Here is a 17,520-nt window from a genome sequence, read left to right as displayed (position 1 = left end):
ATGCGGGCACCGGTCGAACATCCGCTAATGGCGCTGACATTGTGGCCGTGGACAGAGCCAGCGCGACGTAGGAACCGGGTTGTGTGTCAAGCTGTCGGCGTGCCTGTGCTCACCTCCACCCAGTCACTTCAGGCGTGCCCGCACCGCGTGCTGGTGGCGGGGACGTCCGGATCGGGGAAGACGACCTTGGCGTTTCGAATCGCACGTCAGCTGGGCATCCCGCACGTCGAGATCGATGCGCTCTATCACGGTCCGAACTGGACTCCTCGGGAGTCGTTTCTGGCCGATGTGTCTGCGCTCGTGGCGGAGGATGAGTGGGTGACCGAATGGCAGTACAGCAGTGCCCGCGCCGCCCTCGCTGCCCGAGCCGATCTGGTGGTCTGGCTCGACTTGCCTGTCGCCACAGTGATGCGTCAGGTCACGGTGAGGACGCTGCGTCGACAGCTGCGACGCGAGGTGCTCTGGAACGGCAATCGTGAACCGTCGCTATGGACCGCGTTCACCAAGCCCGACCACATCATCCGCTGGGCGTGGAAGACCCGTCGTCGGACAGCCGAGCGAATCGTCGCTCTGATGGGCCAACGCCCCGAACTGCCCGTTGTCCGACTGCAGTCGCACCGGGAGGTGCGCGCATGGCTCGCGGGGCCGCTCGCGGCGTCGTCGCGCTGACGCAGCGGCGTACCGCCTCCAAGCACCTTGAGTCAAACGTCGGCTGCTCCAGCGCGTACTGCTGTTCGAGTCACCCCCGGGCTCGAGGGAACGCCTCGTGGAGTTCCCACTGCAGGTCGGCGATCTGGGCCTCATCCAAGGGTCCGGGCTCGGTCAACATCGCCTTGAGCTTCTTGGGCCACACCACCGCCACGTCGTTGATGGCGAACGAGCCTCCGATGAGCGGCCAGTCCGCATCGACGAAACACAGAACGCCACGCACCGGCACCTCGGGGTGATCGGCCAGCGCCGCCCGGACCAGAGCGACCTGCTTCTGCATCCCCGTCACCAGGGCGCTGCGATCACGACCCCCGACCATTAGCGACTCGACCCGAGGCCGGAGGAGGCCGCCCTCGACCCGAAGCGCTGGCCGGGCGTTGCGGTACCGCTTGGCGTCCACCACCACGATGCCGGTGGGGCAGACCACCAGGTGGTCGATGTTTGCCCGAGTGCGCGGGATCCGTCGGTCATGCAAAGACGCGCAGCGAGTGCCCTGCCATGGAGGCCAGCATCTCGCTGAGCATCCGTTCGCCCTCCGCGCCGACGGACCAGGCACGGATGGACTGTGGATCGTCGAATACGGCGAGTAGGAAGCGGCCCATGCGCGGATGGTTGTTGAGGACGCGCTCGCGGCGGGCATCGTGGCGCCGTCGGTACTCTGCCGCCGCGGAAGCCCCTCCGTGCCCGTCGACAACTCCCAGGTTTGGGGGACCCTCGGCGTCCACCGGCTGAGCTGCCGGGTCGGGCGAAGTCTCCCGGGCTGGCGAGTCGGCATTTGCATCGTGAGCGAGCGGTCCCGTCCGGCCGATTGGAGGATGCACGCATGTCACGCACGTCACAGTCTTACTGTCGCGGTGGTAGTCCGCGATGACGCTGGCGCTCAACGACGTGCCGCAGAGCGCGCAGCAGCCTGCGTACCGCAGCCGCATCCGCTTGACGTCCATGACGGCCCCCGAATCTCCCTCCATGGCGATCAACGTATCGCTCAGCGGCGAGCAGGTCGCGGTGTGCTCACTGCTCTACTCTCGGGCCCTGGGGTGACTGGAAGGTCCTTGCCTGCGTCCGGCGGCGCCTTCGTCGTGTTGCGCACGACCAGGTGGGGTTGCACCACAACCTCTCGGGGCGGCTTCCCGTGAATCTGCTCGATGGCCAACTCCACGGCTCTTGCGGCCTGCTCGTGGGTGTCCTGCGAGATGGTGGTGAGCTGCACGTGGGTCCTGCGCGACAGCCTGGAATCGTCGTAGCCCATGAGCGAAATGTCGTCGGGGACCCGCAGCCCCGAGCGGACCGCGTACTCAAGCGCGCCCGCCGCGCACCGGTCGTTGAACGCGAGGACGGCGGTGGGTGGGATCGGCCGCGACAGCAACTCTTCTAGCCCCTGCGCGCCGTCCTCCTCCGTGGGGCCGCCCGGCACCACGTCGATGTGCGCGGCCAGGCCGAGGTGCTGCATCGACTTCCGATAGCTGGCGCGGCGATCCGCGCTGCCAGGCGCTCGTGCGCCGTCGATGTGCGCGATGCGCACATGCCCGAGCTCGGCCATGTGCTTGACGGCGAGCCGCATGCCTGCCCGGTCGTCGCCGCGGATGATGCCCATGGTTGGCGTCTTGAGCCGGCGGGCGACTGTCACCACAGGGAGCGTCTCGGCGATGGCCAAGAGATGCTCGGCGTCTGGTTGCAGGCTGAGCACGATCAGTGCCTCGCATCGTTCACGAATCAGTGACTCGACGGCTCTGACCTCGTCCCTCGACGGCGAGACAGCCGACAGGGCGACGTCGTAGCCGCGCTCTGCGGCTGCGAGATAGAGCTGCTCCACGACATCGCCGTGGAACGGGTGCTGCAGTTCGAACGCGATGCCGATCAGCTTCGACGACTTCTGGCGCAGCTTGCGCGCCCGCTCATCAGGGACGTACCCCATCTCTCGGGCGATTCGCTTGACGCGTTCGCGTGTGGCGTCGCTCGCGCCGGGTGCGTCTCGCATGACCATGGAGACCAGGGGCCGTGACACACCCGCAGCCTTGGCCACATCTCCCATGGTGGGCCGATGACCGCCGGAGGGCCGGGCTGCGTCGAGGGCGGAGCCCAGGGGCGTTTCGTTCACGACATCCTCCTTCCCGGCTAACGGAGCAGCGTCTGTGCTGCACGGACAATCTATCGGCACTCGGTCCACGAGACTCCGAAAGATGTTCGGACAAATTCTTGACTCTCGGTTGCGACTGTGCCAATCTAGCACGTGTAAGTAGCACGTGTTAGCCAAGGGAGACTGCACACCATGACCACTGACAACGAAGTCACGACAACCGAAGACCCGTGGGCTGTGAGGGTGGCCCTGCTCGGGGCCGGTCGCATCGGCGCCAGCCACGCCGAGCTTCTCGCCCACCGGGTACCCGGCGTCGAACTCGCCGCCATCTACGACCCCGTCGAGGGTGCCGCGGCTCGGCTCGCGACCGCCCTGCGGGTCCCCGTCGCCACCCAGAACGTCAACGACATCTGGGACAACCCCGGCATCGACGCCGTCGTCATCGCGGCCCCGGCCCGCTCGCATACTGAGCTCGTCGTCGCTGCCGCCCAGGCGGGCAAGCACGTCTTCGTGGAGAAGCCGATGGCCGTGACGCTCGAGGACGCGGACCGGGCGATCGCCGCCGCTGAACAGGCCGGGGTGGTTCTTCAGGTGGGCTTCAACCGCCGCTTCGCACCCGCCTTCGCCGCTGCGCGGGCCGCCGTCGACGCCGGCCGGATCGGGACGCCGCAGCTGCTGCGCTCCCTCACCCGGGATCCCGGCCCCTTCACGGGGGACCCGACGAGGATCCCCCAGTGGACCATCTTCTTCGAGACTCTGATCCACGACTTCGACACCCTGTGCTGGCTCAACCCCGGTGCTGCGCCGGTCCGCGTGACGGCCCTGGCCGACGCCCTTGTGCGGCCCGACGCCAAGGAGCTCGGCCACCTGGACACTGCCGTGGTCACCATCGAGTTCGACAACGCCGCCATCGCGGTGGCGGAGGCCAACTTCTCAGCCCTGTACGGCTACGACGTCCGCGGCGAGGTGTTCGGCTCCGCCGGCATGTGCACCGCCGGTGACGTGCGCACCACCAACATGACCGCCTACACCGCCGACGGCATCTCCGTCGACACCTCCAGGATGGACTCCGACCTGCTGCGCGATGCCTACCTTGGAGAGTTCGAGGCGTTCGCCGAGGCTGTTCGGAGCGGCGGGCCGTCGCCGGTGCCGGGCGCTGCGGCACGCGTGGCGCTGGGTATCGCCCTGGCCGCGATCAAGAGCGTTGAGGAGAAGCGGGCCGTGCTCGTCGAGGAGGTCGAGCGATGAGCTACCGCCTGGCCGCCAGCGCCGAGATGATCTACCTGGATCTGCCGTTCCTCGAGCGCGTCAAGCGTATCGACGAGCGCGGTCTGCTGGTCGAGATCTGGGACTGGTCCAACAAGGACATCGATGCCCTCGCGAAGAGCGGGGCCACCATCGTGTCGATGACGGGCTACCTGACCGGAACGCTGACCGACGACGACGGCATCGAGCAATTCCTTGCCACCGCCGAGAAGTCTGTCGAAGTGGCCAAGCGCCTGGGCTGCCCGAGCCTCAACGTGCATGGCACCGGCCTCGGCGAGGGCGGGCTCCCCGTCAAGCCGGTCCAGGTGGTCACGCCCACCATGTGGCTGCGGGCGGCGGACACGCTGCGTCGCCTCGCGGACCTCGGGGCACGCCACGACAAGGTCTTCACCCTGGAGAACCTCAATCTCCCCGTCGACCATCCAGGCACCCCCTTCGCGCTGGCGGCCGACACCCGCGCCCTCGTGGCAGCCGTCGACTCCCCGCACCTGCGCATGAACCTGGACCTCTATCACGCGCAGATCGGCGAGGGGAACCTCGTCGAGCTGGTGAGGGAGTGCCAGCCGTGGATCGGCGAGATCCAGGTGGCCGACGTGCCGGGGCGCTGTGAGCCCGGGACCGGTGAGATCCGCTACGAGGCCGTCGCGGCGGCCCTCAAGGCCATCGGATACGACGGGGTCGTCGCCATGGAGGCGTTCGCCAAGAGCGACTCAGACGCAGCCCTCGACGCCTTCCAGGCCGCATTCGCCTGAGCGGATGTGCGGCGGCCGCTGCAAGCTGAATATCGAGATGGGTCGAGCCGCCGGGCTGGCGGCCCACAGAGGTGACCGCCGCACCCCCGCCCCAGAAGGGGCCCACGGCCGGGCAACGACGCCAGGCGCAGCACACACCGGGCACTCCACCGCCTCAGGGCGGTGGAGGCGCCGAACCACGGCCCCCAGTATTCAGCGGGGCATCCACACAGCAAGGAGGCTGATGATGACGAACCTCATGACAGAGGTGAGGGCGGTCCCGCCCACCGGGCCAGGCGAGATCCTGCTCGAGGCACGGGGGGTTGGCAAGGTGTTTCCCGGTGTCCGGGCCCTGCACAACGTCGATTTCACCCTGCGCGGCGGTGAGGTTCACGCCCTGGTGGGCGAGAACGGCGCCGGCAAGTCGACCATGATGAAGATCTTCGCAGGCCTGTATCAGCCGGATTCCGGCGAGATCCGGCTCCGCGGGGAGAAGGTGACCCTGCCCACGCCGCTGTCCGCGCACCACTCGGGCATCAGCGTCATCCACCAGGAGTTCTTCCTGATGAACCACCTCACTGTGGCGCAGAACATCTTCATCGGCCGTGAGCCGAAGCTGCCCGGTGGAGTGATCAACGACGACCGTGCCCTCAACCGGAGGGCCGCCGAGCTGTTGGACCGGCTCGGCGTCGACATCGACCCGAAGGTCCCCGTCGGGCTGCTGACCGTGGCCCAGCAGCAGATGGTCGAGATTGCCAAGGCTCTGTCGTTCAACTCCTCCATCCTGATCATGGACGAGCCCACCGCGGCCCTGACCGACGCCGAAGTGGAGACGCTGTTCCGCATCATCGACAACTTCATCACCCCGTCGACCGCGGTTGTCTACATTTCCCACCGCATGGAGGAGATCCGCCGGCTCGCCACGCAGGTCACGGTGCTCCGCGATGGTGAGCTCGTCGGCACCAGGCCGGCGGCCGAGCTCACCATCCACGAGATCATCCAGCTGATGGTGGGCCGCACGATCGCCACGGACATCCGACCCAGCCCGCGGACCCCCACTGCCCCGGTCCTGGAGGTGGAGCACCTGTCCACGGCCGAGCTGTTGAAGGACGTCAGCTTCACCCTGGAGAAGGGTGAGATCCTCGGCTTCGCCGGGCTCATGGGCGCTGGCCGCACCGAGACGGCCCGTGCGCTCATCGGCGCCGACCGCAAGACGGCCGGAACCGTGAAGATCAACGGGCGGGTCGCCCGCATCGGTCACCCTGGCGACGCGGTGCGCCTAGGCATCGGCTACCTCTCGGAGGACCGCAAGCGGTACGGGCTGATCCTCCAGCAGAGCGTCGCCGCCAACACCGTCCTGGCGTCCATCGGCAAGTTCAGCCGGTTCGGCCTGCTGCAGGACGGAGCCATGCGCAAGGCGGGGGAGAAGTGGGCGGCCGCCCTGTCGACGAAGACCCCCACCGTCCGCCAACTGGTGCGCAACCTCTCCGGTGGCAACCAGCAGAAGGTGGTCCTCGCCAAGTGGCTGCTCAGGGACTGCGACGTCCTCATCTTCGACGAGCCCACGCGCGGGATCGACGTGGGCGCCAAGCAGGAGATCTACGAGCTGCTCGACCGCCTGACCAAGCAGGAGGGCAAGTCGATCATCATGATCTCCTCCGAGATGGAGGAAGTCCTGCGCATGTCAGACCGCGTCGTCGTCATGTGCGACGGACGCATCACCGGCGTCCTCACCAACGCCGAGGCCACCCAGGAAAAGATCATGGAGCTGGCCACGCGATTCAACCCGACCCAACACCAGATTGAGGCGTGAGCCATGAGCATCGACACCACCCTTCCCACAGTCCCCACCGCCACCACCGCAGCACCGAAGTGGGCGGTTCCCGACAGATACAAGGTGTTCATCCAGCAGGGCATGGTGCTGCTCGTCGTGGTGGGGCTGGGCGTGTTCTTCACGATCATGCAGCCCAACTTCGCCAGCTGGGCGAACATCTCCTCCCTGCTGCTGGCCTCCGTCGTCACCGGCGTCCAGGCGATCGGGCTGTGCTTCGTCATCGCCACCGGCGGCATCGACCTCACACCAGGCCTCGGCATGGCGTTCACCTCCGTCATCACCGCCCTCCTCATCGCTGAGAGCGGGCTGCAGCTGCCCATGTGGGCGGGCATTCTCGGTGGTCTGGCTGCCGGCGCACTTCTGGGCCTCATCAACGGCTCGTTGGTGGCCTACGTGAAGATGCAGCCGATGATCGCCACGCTGGCCATGATGATGGTGTGCGCCGGGGCCGCCCTGGTGCTGGCCGATGGCAAGACCGTCTCGCTGCGCTCCGTGGAGGGCTACGACCAGATCGCCATGGGCCAGGCCATCCCCGGCATCCCCAACGGTGTGGTGATCCTGATCCTGCTGGCCATCGTTGCCGGCGTGGTCATGAACAAGACCGTGGTGGGCAGGTACGCGCTCTCCATCGGCTCCAACAAGGAGGCCACGCGCATCTCGGGCGTCAACACCAAGCGCTACGAGGTGCTGGCGTACGTGATCTGCGGCGTCTTCACCGGCATCTCCGGCGTGCTGATGTCGTCGCGCCTCTCCGCAGCCCAGCCCACGCTGGGGCAGGGCTACGAGATGTACGCGATCGCCGCGGCCGTCATCGGCGGCACCTCGCTGCGTGGTGGACGCGCATCCATCTTCGGCGCTGTGATCGGCGCCGTCACCATCCAGACCATCTTCAACGGACTCACCGTCATGGGCGTCCCCGACCAATGGCAGAAGGTGGTCCTCGGCGTCGTCGTCCTCATCGCCGTCATCGTCGACATCATGCGCCGCGGCGGCAAAGAAGAGTGACCCATCCCCCCCATCGTGATCGGACAAGCGCCGATCCCGGAAACTCACCGTCCCTCAGGGACATCAAGAAGGAGAACTTCAATGAAGAAGCTGTTCACGTACTGCGCGGCCACCGCGCTCATGGCGACCGCCCTGGCCGGATGCGCCGACTCCACCGCATCCACTGGCGTGGCCGACTCGGGCGAAGCCAAGATCCGCATCTCGATCGTCGGCAAGGGCATCTCGGACTTCGGAACGCTGATCAAGAACGGGGCACTGGCCGCCGGCGAGGAATTCGGCGCTGACGTGACGTGGAACGCCCCCGACACCGAAAGCGAAGGCGACCGCCAGCTCAACATGCTGCAGACCGCCGTCAACGACAAGGTCGACGGCATCGGGTTCGCCCCCCAGGACGGGGCCCAGGACGGCGCTCCAACTATTCTCGAACAGGCTGAGGAGGCCGGCATTCCGATCGCCGTCTACGACACGCCTCTGTCGTCGTCTGAACTCCCGATCGTGACGATCGCGTCGGACAACACCGCGATCGGCGCCCTGGCGGCCGAGGAGACCGCAGCCCTCATCGGCAACAAGGGCAAGGTCGCTCTCGTCGTCAACGGCGTCGTCGGCACGGCAGCCCTCCGTCGCGACGGATTCGTCGAGTGGATGGAGGCCAACGCACCCGACATCGAGATCGTCGACATCCAGAACGGGGAGGCGGATCCGGCAAAGGCCCGCGACAAGGCCCAGGGCATCCTTCAGGCGAACCCGGACCTGGACGCACTCGTCGGCACCGGTGAGTACCCCACCATCGCGATCGCCGATCAGGTCGCCGCCATGGGCATGGACACCAGGGTGGTCGGAGTGGACTCGAATCCGGACGTCCTCACTCTCATCGCTGAGGGGAAGATCGACGGTGTGGTGACGCAGAACCCCTACAACATGGGCTACCAGACGGTGAAGTCACTCATCGAGGCCATCGAAGGAACCACGCCGTCGTCGGACAAGATCGTGTCTCCTTCGGCCTGGGTCACCGCGGAGAACATGGACGACCCGGAGATCAAGCAGATCACCGGCTGACCCGAATCCACCCCGCGTGAGGCCCGGCCAGAGTCAGCTCAGGACGGGCCTCACGCCATCCGAGAGGCGGTCCGTCGTGAGTGTCGCGTCGAATCATTCGAACCAAGTGCTCCGGATCCAGCCGCTCGAGGTTCCGGTATCGCTGGACCGGGAGAGCCCCATCCCTCTCTACCAACAGCTCTACGACCAGCTGGCCGCCGCCATCCTCGACGGCAGGCTGAGCCCCGGGGAACGGGTCGAGGCCGAGCTGTCCATGGCCGAACGCCTGGGCCTGTCCAGGCTCACCATCCGCCGCACCCTGGCCGAGCTCGTCAACCACGGCCTGCTGCTCAGGGGACGGGGGCTGGGCACCGTCGTGGCCCATCGTGAGCAGGAGCGCCCCGGGGGGCTGACCAGCCTCCACAGCGACCTCACGGCCGCCGGACACACCCCGACCACCACGCTGCTGGCCATGCACTACCCCGTCACGCGCGCCGACATAGCTCGGCGCATGGGGATGGGAAGCAAGACTCCGCTGCTCTACCTCGAGCGGCTCCGGCTTGCCGACGGCGCCCCGCTCGCCATCCTCCGCAACTGGCTGCCGCCGTCGAGTTCCTCGATGAGGTTCCTGGACCTGGAGAACCAGGGCCTGTACGCCTCGCTGCAACGCCATGGGATCGAACCGCACGTGGCGACCCAGACGATCGGGTCCCGGCACCCCACTCCGGTCGAGCGCGACCTGTTGAACATCGGCGCACTGGACCCGGTGCTGACCCTGATGCGGATGAGCGTCGACAGGATCGGCCGCGCCGTCGAATGCGGGGAACACACGTACCGGGCGGACCGCCACGAGTTCGACCTGACCGTTTGGGCTGGGCAAGGCGACGGCGGGTCCGGCCGGCCTGATGAGGGTCCACTTCGGGGGCCGTTCCGAAAGCCGCTCTGACTAGAGTCGTAGCCCTGACGTTCGACGTGTACAACCGCGCTCTCTCCGACTCGTCAGAGGGCGACGATGTCGACGAGATCCTCGAGCCCTGCGAAGTCCTCGATGTTGCGGGTGTAGAGGCGAGCGTCGTGGGCATGTGCGGTGGCTGCGATGAGCAGGTCCATCACCCGTCTGCGTGGTTGGCGGCCGGCATCGACGACGGCCGCCGCGAGTCGGCCATAGCTGACCGCTACTGCTTCGTCGACCGGCAGTGCGTCGAAATGTGTCTGCAGGATGCTGAGGCGGCGGAGTCGTTCAGCGCGAATGCCAGCTGTCTTGGCGACGAGCACGCCGAACTGCAACTCGGCCAGTGTGATCGTGCTGATGGCGAGAACGCCAGGGATGGGCGCAATAGCGCCGGCAATGATCACGCTGGTGTCGAGGATGCCTCGGTCGGGCGAATCGTTCTTGCCGTTCACCGGTGGGCCCAGGGGTCGCGCAGGTCGCCGTCGAGAAGTTCCCGATCCTGCTCCCAGTCACTGTCAGTGCCGCGGAACAGTTCGGCGATGTCGCTCCAGGATCGCCACTGTGTGGCGTGTGCTGGGACGAGCCGGGCGCTGGGCCGGCCGGACACCGTGATGGTGATCTCTTCGCCGGTCTGGACGCGGCGTACCAGGTCGGACGCGTCTTGGCGGAGTTCCCGCAAGCCCACTCTCGTCATGGAACCAGGGTAGCACTTGTGCTACTTCCGGGCGGTGGGCAGCCCGAAGCGTTCGCGGCGCGGCTCCGGGAGGTCCTGGACGCACAGGCCCGCTGACTGCGCCGACACCATGGGCTACTTTGCGGCGAAGCCTCCGTTGCTGTGCAGCAACTGCCCGGTGAGCCAGCCCCCAGCAGGGGAGAGCAGGAACCCCACGAAGTCGGCGGTATCCTGCGGCGTGCCCAGGCGGCCTGCCGGTGTCTGCCGGGTGAGGAGGTCGCGCAGCTCGTCGTCCATCCATCCGGTGTCGATGGGGCCGGGGTTGAGGGCGTTCGCGGAGATCCCGCGGTCGGCGAGCTCGATGGCCGCGGCGATGACGACGCGGTCAAGGGCGCCCTTGCTTGAGCCGTAGGGCAGATTGTGGGCGGTGTGGTCGCTGGTCAACGCGACGACGCGTCCGGCCCGGGCGGCGCGGACCTGCTCGGGGAGCTGCTCGGCGAACGCCTTGATGAGGAGCCACGACGCCCGGGCGTTGACCGCGTAGTGCCGGTCCCAGCTCGCGACGCTCGTGTCGAGGATGGAGGAGTCGACACTCTCGGTGTGGGAGAGCATGAGGGCGGTCAGGTCGTCGCGGCGGTTGGCCGCGGTGATGAGGTGAGCGGGCACGTCCGGGTCGGCCAGGTCCGCCGGCAGCAGGTCGACGGTGGCGCCGGCCGCACGGCAACGTTCGGCGATGTCGTGCGGGTCCTGGGGGTCGTGCTCGAGTCCGACGCGGTCGTCGTAGTCGGAGAGGTATCCCAGCGCGAGGTCCCAGCCCTGCTCGGCGAGGTGCAGCGCGATGCCGGCCCCGATCCCTCGCGCCCGGCCGACACCGGTCACCAGTACTGTGCCCTTGGCCATGTGGCCCACCCCTCCGACCCTGTACGACGTCTGTGCCATTCCATTATCACCGGGCCCCTGGTGAACCGCGATGACCGGCTCTTGTGCCCGTTCTCGGAAGGCGGGTAGAGGGCAATGGCAAGTCGCGCCCGTGCGTCGACTGCGATGGGGGACTCGTAGCCTGGTCCTGATATAGTAGAAACGTCAACTACTTTAAGGATCGAATCCCTGATGACTCCGCTGGCTGCCTCCGAGCACCTCACCGCCGACCGCATCTTCACCGACATGCACACCGCATACCGGTTCACCTCCGAGCCGGTCACCGACGAGGAGTTGGCCCGTGTGTACGACTTGGCGAAGTACACGCCGACAGCGATGAACAGCCAGCCTCTGCGGGTGACGTTCGTGCGGTCGGCGGAGGCCAAGGAGCGGCTGCTGCCGTTGATCGCCGAAGGGAATCGGGCCAAGTCGGCCTCGGCGCCCGTGGTGGCGATCCTTGCCGCGGACACCGACTTCCACGAGCACCTGGCCCTCGTCGCGCCGCAGCACTCGGGCGCCCGGGAGCGCTTCGCTGCGAACGTCGATCAGCGGCATGCCATGGCGGTGAACAACGCGTGGCTTCAGGCGGGCGGCTTCATCCTCGCCGTGCGCGCGGCCGGCCTCGACGCGGGACCCATGGGTGGGGTGGACCTCGCCGGCATCGATCGGGCGTTCTTCGCGGGCTCGTCTCTTCGCGCGATCATGGTGGTCAACATCGGCCACGCGGCCGAGGACGGAACCTATCCCCGCAACCCTCGGCTGACCTTTGACCAGGCGGTTGCTCTGGCCTGAGCCCCTGGCTCGGCCCGCGACGCACCCATTCGCGACTCCCGTCGGTGGTAGCGGGTGCCACGTTGTTGTCGGCGCAGTTGGACGCGTTGATGCCGGCAGGGCGGGGCAACGTGCCTAGCCAACGGCGTTTTGCTGTGTCCCTTCCATTATCGGTTGGTTGAGCCGGATCCGTTGCAGTCGGAGGAGTCGCAGTGGCGGGTGCACCTCGACGAGGTGACTGGGTTGCCGTGGTTCACCCCGCCGCGTCACATCGATCCTGCCCGCCGGCCGAGGCGGCATCAACGCCACCGGCTCCAGCAACTCGCACCCCGTGTCGGGGCACCACTCTGCCCACATGATCCCGACCCCCAGGCTGGGATGATCCGGACGCCCGCGGCGCCCGCGACAAGTACGCGGAGCACAGCCTCGACGAGCTGATCGAGCGCAGCGCCGCCATCTGGGCGCGCGCCGGCTAGCCGGCGGTTGCATTCTCAAGGTGGGCTTGGCGCAGCGCGTCGAGACGGGCCTGTCTCTCCTCGCCAGTGTCTCCGAGGTTGGGTGCAAAGCGACTGGTGGTGCGGTCGATGCGGGCGCCCAGGTGGCCGAGCTCCACCAGGAGCGGCACCGTCGACAGCCCGAGCTCGGTGAGGGAGTAGCGGCCCTGCTTGCCGCGCGCAACCGCCGTCTTGGTCAGGAACCCCGATGCGACCAGGTCGGCCAGTCGCCGCGACAGTACGGGGGCGCTGATGCCCTCGCCGCTGCCAGTGAGCAGGTCCCGGAACGAGCGACGGTCGTGCACGGCGATGTCGCGCAGGATCAGCAGGCTCCACTGGTCGCCAAGCATCTCGAGGCTGCGGTTGATGGGGCAGTCCGAGCGTGGATCGGGGATCATCGCACCTCCAGTTCAGTAGTTGCGTTCTGTTATCAGTGAGTCTACGCTGTCGAAGTAGTAACAAACAAGAACTACTTGGTTCGCAACGAGGAGCAGATCGTGAAGGCATTCGTCCTGGAGAAGTACGGCGCGCCCATGCGGGAGGTGTCGATCCCAGTGCCTGCTCCGGGCCCCCGGCAGGCGCTGGTGCGGATGGTTGCATCGGGCGTCAACCATGCGGACGAGCGGACCCGTGCGGGGGAGTTCAAGGCCGTGTTCCGGCTCGCGCTGCCCCAGGTGATGGGTGGGGAACTGTCCGGTGAGGTGGTCGCGGTCGGTGAGCAGGTGACGGAGGTCACCGTCGGGGACGAGGTCTACGCCTATACCGGCGTGATCGCGATGGGCACGTTCGCTGAGGTTGTTGCCGTCGATGTCGACGCCTTGGCCCCGAAGCCGGCGTCCACTGATCTGGTTGAGGCGGCGTCGCTGCCGGTGGTGGCGTTGACCGCCTGGCAGGCTCTGGTCGAGATCGGGCACCTGCAGCCTGGACAGCGGGTGCTGGTGCACGGCGGATCCGGCGGTGTCGGATCGGTGGCTATCCAACTGGCCAAGCACCTCGGCGCAACCGTGATCACCACCGCCTCGGCGGGCAATGCCGGGTTCGTGCGCGAACTGGGCGCTGATGAGGTGATCGACTACCGCACCGAAGACTTTGTCGCCCGCCTCGCGGGCAACCCCGTGGACCTCGTCCTGGACACCCAGGGCGGCGACACCACCGCCAAGTCGCTTCGGGTGCTGCGCCCCGGCGGCACCGTCATCGGGATCGCCGGCACCCCCGATCCCCACCTGGCCGACCAAGCCGGCGCGGGCAAGCTCGTCAAGCTGGTCCTGGCCGCCTTGAGCCTGCCGCTTCGCCGACGGGCCAGGAAACTCGGCGTCTCCTACCGCTTCCTGTTCATCCGGCCGGACGGCCAGGCGCTGCGCACGATCGCCGGCATGGTCGACGAGGGCGTCCTGCGGCCCATCGTCGACCGCGTCCTGCCGTTCGACGAGACACCCGAGGCGCTGAGGCAGGTCCTGGCGGGCGGAACCAGAGGGAAGGTCGTCGTCACGACCCGGCTCTGATGGGCGCTGGGCGGTCAGGCTGCCGTCGTCTGAAGTTGCGGCGCCCTTCCTCCGCGATCGGCACGCCAGGCGCCAGACTGGGGGCATGTCTCGTTTGTCGCTTGAACAGATCTGGCCACCGTTCGCGCTCGGGATCACTGCCGGGGACCTTCAGCTCACCGTCGTCCGCGAGGGTGATCTGCCAGAGCTCCTTGAACTCGTCCTGGACGGCGTCCATGACCCAACACAGATGCCGTTCCTGTTCCCGTGGACAGACGCACCGGCAGACGAGTTGCCCGCCAACTACGTGCGCTACTTCGGGCGCACTCTGGCCGGGCAGTCACGCGAGACCATCAGCCTTCAGCTGGTGGTCCGACGGTCGGGCCGGGTAGTCGGGATCCAGGCGCTCGAAGGACAGGGTTTTCCGGTGACCCGGACTCTGGAAACCGGTTCGTGGCTCGGCCGCCGCTTCCATGGCCAAGGCATCGGCACCCGGATGCGTCAGGCTGTGTGCGCCGTCGCGTTCGACCACCTCGGGGCTGAGCACATCACGTCCTCCGCCTTCCTCGACAACCCGGCGTCCCTGGCCGTCAGCCGCAAGGTGGGCTACCGGCCCAACGGGCGCCAGTGGGTGTCGCGGCGCGGGAAGGCCGCCGAGCAGGAACGGCTGCTGCTCACGCCCAGCACCTTCGTGCGTGGAGAGCCGGTCCACGTCGATGGCGCCGCCGCACTTAGGGTCTTCTGCGGCATCGCCTGAGGTGACAACCAGGCAGTCGGGGTCCACCGGGTACCTACGAGCGGCTGAGAATCGATGGGCTCCGAAGCCTCGCGAGAGTGGGCTTGTCAGCTGACGTTTCTTAGAGGCTTCGAGGCCGCTGGCGCGGCACCTCAGCCAGCGGTGGGGGACGCTGCATGCCGGAGCGAGCGACGGGTAGAGTTCTGGGCCTACAGGGCGATCACCACTGGAGGCGCGAGATGTCCCTGACGAGAGTGCACAACCTGTCTATCTCCCTGGACGGATTCGCCACCGGCGAGCCACAGTCGGCCGAGGCTCCCTTCGGCCATGCGGGCCAGCGGCTGCACACATGGATGATCGCTACGCGGTTCTGGGACCCCGCCGGGACCGCAGGGGTCGATGACGCTTTCGCTCAGCGACACAGCGTGGGCATCGGCGCCGAGATCATGGGGGCAAACAAGTTCGGGCCGCCGGGCTGGCAGGACTACCCTGAGTGGAGGGGCTGGTGGGGCCCCAACCCGCCGTTCCACACGCCGACGTTCGTGCTAACGCACCGCCCACAGCCGCCGATGTCGATGGAGGGCGGCACCACCTTCCACTTCCTCGACGCCGCCCCCGCCGTCGCGCTGCAGATGGCGCGCGAGGCGGCCGGCGGACTGGACGTGCGCATCGGCGGCGGCCCCACCGTCGTGCGCGACTTCCTCGCGGCAGGCCTGATCGACCACATGCACGTCGTCCAGGTGCCCGTCGTTCTGGGCCGCGGCGTCCGCCTCTGGGACGGGTTGGAGGGACTGGAGGAGTCCTTCGACATCGAGGCCGTCTCCTCACCCAGCGGGGTCACCCATCTCACGTTCACGCGCAGGGTCGACGCGTAGAAGGCGCGGCGTCGGCTGCATCACGTGCGGCTCTCCATGACGAGGAAGAGGAAGCTGATGAATCGCCTCGTTCCGGAGGGCGGCAGGAGTTCCTGGGGGGTGTCGTCGGCCACGGCCGGTTCATGGAGCGAGGCGATGCGCAGCCCGGACGCGTTGACTGCCTGATAGATGTCGTCGAGCGTGCGATGCCACATGAACAGGCTCGCCTCACGGCCGGCGAACGTGTGCGTGAACTCGTACTGCTCGATCCCGAAATACCTGTTCTCAGTCATGGCGAAGGCGAGAGGATGATTGACCGAGGCCACCAACCTTCCTCCAGGCCGAAGCACCCGTCGGATCTCGGACAGCGGGGGCACCCAGTCCCGCAGGTAGTGCAGCACCAGGGATGCGCACGCCACGTCGAAGCTGTCGTCGTCGTAGGGGAGGGGATCCGCCAGGTCCGCCACCCGCAGGTCGACGGCGTCTCCCAGCCTCCTGCGGGCGATCTCGACCATCGCTGCGCTCTGGTCGAACCCCGACACCCGAGCGCCGCGCTGCACGAACTTCTCCGATAATGGGCCTGCGCCGCAGCCGATGTCGAGCACATCCCTGTCGGCCACGTCCCCGGCGAGGTCCAGCATGGCCGGGCGCTCGTAGTAGGCGTTGAGGAGACTGCGCTCGTTCTCCTCGTTGTAGTGCGCGGCGAAGGCGTCATAGTCGGTCTGCATCGGTTCAGGCTCCAGTCTGATCGTCTGCGTCGAGCGTAACGCGCAAACGCGGCCGTCAGGCCGGTGTTGGCCCCACCTTCGGGGGGCCTTCAGTGACTCATCTGCCGATTGGCTCGGAAGGTTCGGCGGCGCCATGCTGACGGTCAATCGGCGCCACCGGGAGCACTTCTGGGGATCGAGACGTCACACTTGGATGCCGCCGAGCACTGCCCGCACGAGGGACTCGGCCTATGACTGTGTAGCCGGTCGTGAGGTCGCGACGGCCGCAGCAGGGTGGTTCTCATGCGTGCGCCCCAGCCTGCGGAGTCGTCGCAGGAGGGGCCGGGTCAGCCCTCGGCGCGGCCGTTGAGCCAGGCGACCATGGCCGGGTCGCGGTGGTCGAAGAAAAGCGAGGCGCCGGTGTCGAGCGCCGCGATCGCCTGCATCTGCTCGTCGGTGAGGTCGAAGCCGAAGATGTCGAGGTTCTGCGCCATCCGTTCCGGCCGGACCGACTTGGGGATCACCACCACCTCGCGTTGCACCAGCCACCGCAGCACAACCTGCGCGACCGACTTGCCGTGGGCGTCGCCGATCTCGGCCAGGGTCGGGTTGGTGAACAGATCGTTCCTGCCTTCCGCGAACGGGCCCCAGGACTCGATCTGCACGTCGCGTTCCCGCATCAGTTCCTGGTCGGCGAAGCGGGCATGGAAGGGGTGGGTCTCCACCTGGTTGACGGCCGGGGTGACCTCGTTGCGCTCGATCAGGTCGACGAGCCGGTCGCCGTGGAAGTTCGACACCCCGATGGCGCGGATGGCGCCCTCGCGGTTCAGGTCCTGCATCGCGCGCCACGCGCTGTAGTAGTCGCCGTAGGGCTGGTGGATCAGGTAGAGGTCGAGCTGACCGAGGCCCAGGCGTCGCATGGAGGCGTCGAAGGCGCGCTTGACCACGTCCTCGCCGGGCTTGGCCTGGATCCACAGTTTCGTGGTCACGAACAGGTCATCGCGGGCCAGGCCGCTGGCCTTGATGGCGAGGCCGACCGCCTCCTCGTTGCCGTACGAGGCCGCGGTGTCGAGGTGACGGTAGCCGGCGGCGAGGGCCTGCTCGACGGCCTGCTGCGTCTGCTCGGCCGGGATCTGGAAGACGCCGAAGCCGATGATCGGCATCTGCACGCCGTTGTTCAGTCTCACGGTCGGGATGGGTGTGTTCGTCAAGGTGCGCCCCTTTGTTTGCGGTGTGACCCCATCAAACCCGACGTTCGCCGCGCCTGGGAGTGCCTGC

The 17,520-nt window shown here is 67.6% G+C and carries 20 protein-coding genes; 11 read left to right on the top strand and 9 right to left on the bottom strand.

The window, feature by feature from the left end:
- The first annotated feature begins 99 nt into the window (after positions 1–99).
- A complete protein-coding gene (locus tag ACZK5N_RS04650) occupies positions 100–669 on the top strand; it encodes a P-loop NTPase family protein (RefSeq protein ID WP_459019474.1) in 570 nt (189 codons plus the stop codon).
- 70 nt (positions 670–739) lie between these two features.
- Here the strand turns inward: ACZK5N_RS04650 and ACZK5N_RS04645 are convergent, their stop codons facing one another.
- The 3 genes from ACZK5N_RS04645 to ACZK5N_RS04635 form a co-directional block, all read right to left on the bottom strand.
- Positions 740–1,135: a hypothetical protein gene (locus ACZK5N_RS04645; RefSeq protein WP_459019475.1), complete on the bottom strand. Its 396-nt coding sequence runs from the start codon at positions 1,133–1,135 to the stop codon at positions 740–742.
- 40 nt (positions 1,136–1,175) lie between these two features.
- Positions 1,176–1,310 carry a hypothetical protein gene (locus ACZK5N_RS04640; RefSeq protein ID WP_459019476.1) on the bottom strand — a complete coding sequence of 45 codons (135 nt, stop codon included), beginning with the start codon at positions 1,308–1,310 and terminating at the stop codon, positions 1,176–1,178.
- Positions 1,311–1,693: 383 nt separating this feature from the next.
- A complete protein-coding gene (locus ACZK5N_RS04635; protein ID WP_459019477.1) occupies positions 1,694–2,806 on the bottom strand; it encodes a LacI family DNA-binding transcriptional regulator in 1,113 nt (370 codons plus the stop codon).
- A 171-nt stretch (positions 2,807–2,977) separates the two neighbouring features.
- Between ACZK5N_RS04635 and ACZK5N_RS04630 the strand changes: the two genes are divergently transcribed.
- From ACZK5N_RS04630 to ACZK5N_RS04605, 6 genes are all read left to right on the top strand, one after another.
- Positions 2,978–4,033, top strand: coding sequence for a Gfo/Idh/MocA family oxidoreductase (locus ACZK5N_RS04630; RefSeq protein WP_459019478.1), 1,056 nt, complete (start codon positions 2,978–2,980; stop codon positions 4,031–4,033).
- Entirely contained in the window at positions 4,030–4,803 is a 774-nt protein-coding gene (locus ACZK5N_RS04625; RefSeq protein ID WP_459019479.1) for a TIM barrel protein, read from the top strand. Before ACZK5N_RS04630 ends, ACZK5N_RS04625 begins: the two co-directional genes overlap by 4 nt.
- Before the next feature lie 223 nt (positions 4,804–5,026).
- Positions 5,027–6,595 carry a sugar ABC transporter ATP-binding protein gene (locus tag ACZK5N_RS04620; RefSeq protein ID WP_459019480.1) on the top strand — a complete coding sequence of 523 codons (1,569 nt, stop codon included), beginning with the start codon at positions 5,027–5,029 and terminating at the stop codon, positions 6,593–6,595.
- Between the two features lie 3 nt (positions 6,596–6,598).
- The gene (locus ACZK5N_RS04615) at positions 6,599–7,621 is read left to right on the top strand and encodes an ABC transporter permease (RefSeq protein WP_459019481.1); all 1,023 of its coding nucleotides are present in this window, start codon (positions 6,599–6,601) and stop codon (positions 7,619–7,621) included.
- A gap of 81 nt (positions 7,622–7,702) precedes the next feature.
- Positions 7,703–8,677, top strand: a complete 975-nt coding sequence (locus tag ACZK5N_RS04610) for a substrate-binding domain-containing protein (protein ID WP_459019482.1) — start codon at positions 7,703–7,705, stop codon at positions 8,675–8,677.
- Between the two features lie 106 nt (positions 8,678–8,783).
- Complete coding sequence (locus ACZK5N_RS04605; protein WP_459019483.1) at positions 8,784–9,602, top strand: GntR family transcriptional regulator; 819 nt, start codon at positions 8,784–8,786, stop codon at positions 9,600–9,602.
- 53 nt (positions 9,603–9,655) lie between these two features.
- On the opposite strand, the gene ACZK5N_RS04600 is transcribed toward ACZK5N_RS04605, so the two are convergent.
- The 3 genes from ACZK5N_RS04600 to ACZK5N_RS04590 all read right to left on the bottom strand — a co-directional run bounded on the left by ACZK5N_RS04600 (position 9,656) and on the right by ACZK5N_RS04590 (position 11,181).
- The gene (locus ACZK5N_RS04600; protein WP_459019484.1) at positions 9,656–10,060 is read right to left on the bottom strand and encodes a type II toxin-antitoxin system VapC family toxin; all 405 of its coding nucleotides are present in this window, start codon (positions 10,058–10,060) and stop codon (positions 9,656–9,658) included.
- Entirely contained in the window at positions 10,057–10,302 is a 246-nt protein-coding gene (locus tag ACZK5N_RS04595) for a type II toxin-antitoxin system Phd/YefM family antitoxin (RefSeq protein ID WP_459019485.1), read from the bottom strand. The genes ACZK5N_RS04600 and ACZK5N_RS04595 overlap by 4 nt, the downstream gene beginning before the upstream one ends.
- A gap of 114 nt (positions 10,303–10,416) precedes the next feature.
- Complete coding sequence (locus ACZK5N_RS04590; protein ID WP_459019486.1) at positions 10,417–11,181, bottom strand: SDR family oxidoreductase; 765 nt, start codon at positions 11,179–11,181, stop codon at positions 10,417–10,419.
- Between the two features lie 210 nt (positions 11,182–11,391).
- Between ACZK5N_RS04590 and ACZK5N_RS04585 the strand changes: the two genes are divergently transcribed.
- Positions 11,392–11,991 (top strand): malonic semialdehyde reductase, encoded by a 600-nt coding sequence (locus ACZK5N_RS04585; RefSeq protein WP_459019487.1) that lies wholly within the window; start codon positions 11,392–11,394, stop codon positions 11,989–11,991.
- Positions 11,992–12,442: 451 nt separating this feature from the next.
- Here the strand turns inward: ACZK5N_RS04585 and ACZK5N_RS04580 are convergent, their stop codons facing one another.
- Positions 12,443–12,862, bottom strand: coding sequence for a winged helix-turn-helix transcriptional regulator (locus tag ACZK5N_RS04580; RefSeq protein WP_459019488.1), 420 nt, complete (start codon positions 12,860–12,862; stop codon positions 12,443–12,445).
- A 99-nt stretch (positions 12,863–12,961) separates the two neighbouring features.
- Between ACZK5N_RS04580 and ACZK5N_RS04575 the strand changes: the two genes are divergently transcribed.
- From ACZK5N_RS04575 to ACZK5N_RS04565, 3 genes are all read left to right on the top strand, one after another.
- Positions 12,962–13,966, top strand: coding sequence for an NADP-dependent oxidoreductase (locus ACZK5N_RS04575; protein WP_459019489.1), 1,005 nt, complete (start codon positions 12,962–12,964; stop codon positions 13,964–13,966).
- 85 nt (positions 13,967–14,051) lie between these two features.
- Positions 14,052–14,702, top strand: a complete 651-nt coding sequence (locus tag ACZK5N_RS04570) for a GNAT family N-acetyltransferase (RefSeq protein WP_463624621.1) — start codon at positions 14,052–14,054, stop codon at positions 14,700–14,702.
- A gap of 218 nt (positions 14,703–14,920) precedes the next feature.
- Positions 14,921–15,556, top strand: coding sequence for a dihydrofolate reductase family protein (locus ACZK5N_RS04565; RefSeq protein ID WP_463624620.1), 636 nt, complete (start codon positions 14,921–14,923; stop codon positions 15,554–15,556).
- A 20-nt stretch (positions 15,557–15,576) separates the two neighbouring features.
- On the opposite strand, the gene ACZK5N_RS04560 is transcribed toward ACZK5N_RS04565, so the two are convergent.
- Together ACZK5N_RS04560 and ACZK5N_RS04555 are read right to left on the bottom strand one after the other, a co-directional pair.
- A complete protein-coding gene (locus tag ACZK5N_RS04560; protein ID WP_459019493.1) occupies positions 15,577–16,263 on the bottom strand; it encodes a class I SAM-dependent methyltransferase in 687 nt (228 codons plus the stop codon).
- A gap of 326 nt (positions 16,264–16,589) precedes the next feature.
- Complete coding sequence (locus ACZK5N_RS04555; RefSeq protein WP_463624700.1) at positions 16,590–17,405, bottom strand: aldo/keto reductase; 816 nt, start codon at positions 17,403–17,405, stop codon at positions 16,590–16,592.
- Between the last annotated feature and the right edge of the window lie 115 nt (positions 17,406–17,520).

This window comes from Tessaracoccus pujii (assembly GCF_055326215.1).
This window is presented reverse-complemented; position numbering and strand designations above follow the sequence as displayed.

Excerpts from the sequence above, each read along its gene's own strand:
- ACZK5N_RS04640 (WP_459019476.1), bottom strand. The coding sequence starts at position 1,310 with ATGGGCCGCTTCCTACTCGCCGTATTCGACGATCCACAGTCCATCCGT.
- ACZK5N_RS04630 (WP_459019478.1), top strand. The coding sequence starts at position 2,978 with ATGACCACTGACAACGAAGTCACGACAACCGAAGACCCGTGGGCTGTG.
- ACZK5N_RS04625 (WP_459019479.1), top strand. The coding sequence starts at position 4,030 with ATGAGCTACCGCCTGGCCGCCAGCGCCGAGATGATCTACCTGGATCTG.
- ACZK5N_RS04620 (WP_459019480.1), top strand. The coding sequence starts at position 5,027 with ATGATGACGAACCTCATGACAGAGGTGAGGGCGGTCCCGCCCACCGGG.
- ACZK5N_RS04615 (WP_459019481.1), top strand. The coding sequence starts at position 6,599 with ATGAGCATCGACACCACCCTTCCCACAGTCCCCACCGCCACCACCGCA.
- ACZK5N_RS04610 (WP_459019482.1), top strand. The coding sequence starts at position 7,703 with ATGAAGAAGCTGTTCACGTACTGCGCGGCCACCGCGCTCATGGCGACC.
- ACZK5N_RS04595 (WP_459019485.1), bottom strand. The coding sequence starts at position 10,302 with ATGACGAGAGTGGGCTTGCGGGAACTCCGCCAAGACGCGTCCGACCTG.
- ACZK5N_RS04590 (WP_459019486.1), bottom strand. The coding sequence starts at position 11,181 with ATGGCCAAGGGCACAGTACTGGTGACCGGTGTCGGCCGGGCGCGAGGG.
- ACZK5N_RS04585 (WP_459019487.1), top strand. The coding sequence starts at position 11,392 with ATGACTCCGCTGGCTGCCTCCGAGCACCTCACCGCCGACCGCATCTTC.
- ACZK5N_RS04580 (WP_459019488.1), bottom strand. The coding sequence starts at position 12,862 with ATGATCCCCGATCCACGCTCGGACTGCCCCATCAACCGCAGCCTCGAG.
- ACZK5N_RS04570 (WP_463624621.1), top strand. The coding sequence starts at position 14,052 with ATGTCTCGTTTGTCGCTTGAACAGATCTGGCCACCGTTCGCGCTCGGG.
- ACZK5N_RS04565 (WP_463624620.1), top strand. The coding sequence starts at position 14,921 with ATGTCCCTGACGAGAGTGCACAACCTGTCTATCTCCCTGGACGGATTC.
- ACZK5N_RS04560 (WP_459019493.1), bottom strand. The coding sequence starts at position 16,263 with ATGCAGACCGACTATGACGCCTTCGCCGCGCACTACAACGAGGAGAAC.
- ACZK5N_RS04555 (WP_463624700.1), bottom strand. The coding sequence starts at position 17,405 with ATGCCGATCATCGGCTTCGGCGTCTTCCAGATCCCGGCCGAGCAGACG.